This is a genomic window from Microcystis sp. LE18-22.4A, assembly GCF_027531105.1.
Lineage (GTDB): Bacteria > Cyanobacteriota > Cyanobacteriia > Cyanobacteriales > Microcystaceae > Microcystis > Microcystis aeruginosa.
Genome location: NZ_JAPZRB010000172.1, coordinates 1 through 2,009, shown reverse-complemented (window position 1 = coordinate 2,009; position 2,009 = coordinate 1). Strand labels below are relative to the sequence as shown.

2 protein-coding genes are annotated in these 2,009 nt (G+C 44.9%); both read left to right on the top strand.

The features are described 5' to 3' along the window. Positions 1 to 157: 157 nt before the first annotated feature. Entirely contained in the window at positions 158 to 586 is a 429-nt protein-coding gene (locus O9295_RS07735; RefSeq protein WP_288032574.1) for an ATP-dependent zinc protease family protein, read from the top strand. A gap of 376 nt (positions 587 to 962) precedes the next feature. Then, entirely contained in the window at positions 963 to 1,859 is an 897-nt protein-coding gene (gene prmA, locus O9295_RS07730) for a 50S ribosomal protein L11 methyltransferase (RefSeq protein ID WP_287738057.1), read from the top strand. Positions 1,860 to 2,009 lie beyond the last annotated feature (150 nt).

Below are 2,009 nucleotides of genomic sequence, written 5' to 3'. Positions count from 1 at the left end.
TACCAGATATGGGAGTGATCAGGGGTAAATTCAGGGACTTTTTCCCTGAAAATTAGGTAATTGACCCCCTCAAAATCGGTAAAACCCCACACCCCACACCCTACACCCTACACCCTGCCCCTAGGAAAAACTTTTTCAGCAGACCCTAAATAGACGGATGAAACCCGATAAAATCATCATCGGTTGGCGAGAATGGCTGGATTTACCTGATTTAGGCATTACCAAAATAAAGGCCAAGATTGATACAGGCGCTCGCTCCTCGGCCCTACACGCTTTTCATCTCCATCCTTTTCGAGATGGCGATCGCAATTGGCTGCGCTTTCAAGTTCATCCCTACCAAAAAGATAGTCACCACACTGTCACCACCACCGCAGAAATCCTCGAATGGCGACAGATAAAAAATTCTGGGGGTCAAAGTCAACTACGTCCCGTTATTAGAACGAGTGTATTACTTGGTGGTCGTCAATGGGCGATCGAATTAACCTTGACTAATCGCGATGTCATGGGTTTTCGGATGTTATTAGGACGAGAAGCGCTGAAAAAAGGCTTTCTTGTCCATCCGAATAAGTCTTTTTTACTGAGTTAAGTTATATTTAGGGTTTGCGGCAAAAAGTTTTTCCTGGGGGCAGGGTGTGGGTTTTACCGATTTTCAGGTGGTCAATTACCTAATTTTCAGGGAAAAAGTCCCTGAATTTTCCCCCCGATCACTCCCAGGGCCGGTACTTTTTGATTGACAAAAAGTCTAAAGATATTATCCAACAAGGTTTTTAGATTTATTCAGCCAGCCCTAAGTAGGGAGGCACAATTATTTGTAGGACGGGTTAGCGGTAGCGTAACCCATGCGGGCGTTGGGTTTCATGCTTCAACCCAACCTACGTTCATCTTATATTTAATTCCACCCACCTACTTAATACTGTTGACTGAAAACTCAAATCTGATAACTGATCACTGATCACTGATATATGTCTAATAGTTGGTGGGAAATTACGGTTTTGTGCGAACCTAGTCTCGAAGAAACGGTTTTCTGGAGACTGGAAAATTTTGGCTGTTCGGGAACGGCCACTGCTAAAAAACAATCCTCTTTAGAGGTTAAGGCCTATATACCAGAAATTAAAGCGCAATTGCCCGATTTAGAGGCACTAAGCCTCTGCTTAAAGGAAGATGCTTTGATTTTAGGTTTTCCCGAACCTGTCAGCCATTGGCAGTTAATGGACGAGGAAGACTGGGCCAGCAGTTGGAAACAACATTGGCAAATTAGCGAGATCGGCGATCGCTTTTTGATCTGTCCTGCTTGGTTAAATCCCCCCGAAAATAACCAGAGATTGGTGATTAAAATTGACCCCGGTTCCGCTTTCGGCACGGGAACGCATCCAACCACGCAATTATGTCTAGAATCCCTAGAAATGCGTTTAAGTAGCCATCCAGAGCCTAAAATTATCGCCGATATCGGTTGTGGTTCCGGCATACTGGCGATCGGGGCGATTTTATTGGGGGCCAAAAAAGTTTATGCTGTCGATACAGATCCGCTGGCGGTGAATGCGACGCGCAGTAATCGCCATCTCAACCGAATTAACCCCGAAAATTTAGCTATTAATCAGGGTAGTGTCGAGGAGTTATTAGAATTAATTCCCGATGGTGTCGATGGCATCGTTTGTAATATTTTAGCCGAGACAATTATCGCTTTAATGCCCGAAATCAACCGTCTAGCAAAACCCACCACTTGGGGAATTTTAAGCGGCATCCTCGTCACCCAAGCACAAGCAGTTACAGATATTTTAGAACCCCAAGGCTGGACAGTGGCTGCCCTGTGGAAACGTCAAGAATGGTGTTGTCTTCAAATTCGTCGCGCTCTGGATTAATATAGCTATTGGGACTTAAACAAATTTCAAGCCCAAATAAAGCCTAAACTGGCTTTGTAAGCGGCAAACACATCCCGATTCTCGGTCAGCCACTCAAAGAAACGGAAAGACATCGCTGTCCGAAAAGCTGCCAAGGCTTCCACAAAAGTG

What these genes read in the sequence shown, in the direction of transcription:
- O9295_RS07735 (WP_288032574.1), top strand. Translation starts at nt 158, where the DNA reads ATGAAACCCGATAAAATCATCATCGGTTGGCGAGAATGGCTGGATTTA.
- prmA (WP_287738057.1), top strand. Translation starts at nt 963, where the DNA reads ATGTCTAATAGTTGGTGGGAAATTACGGTTTTGTGCGAACCTAGTCTC.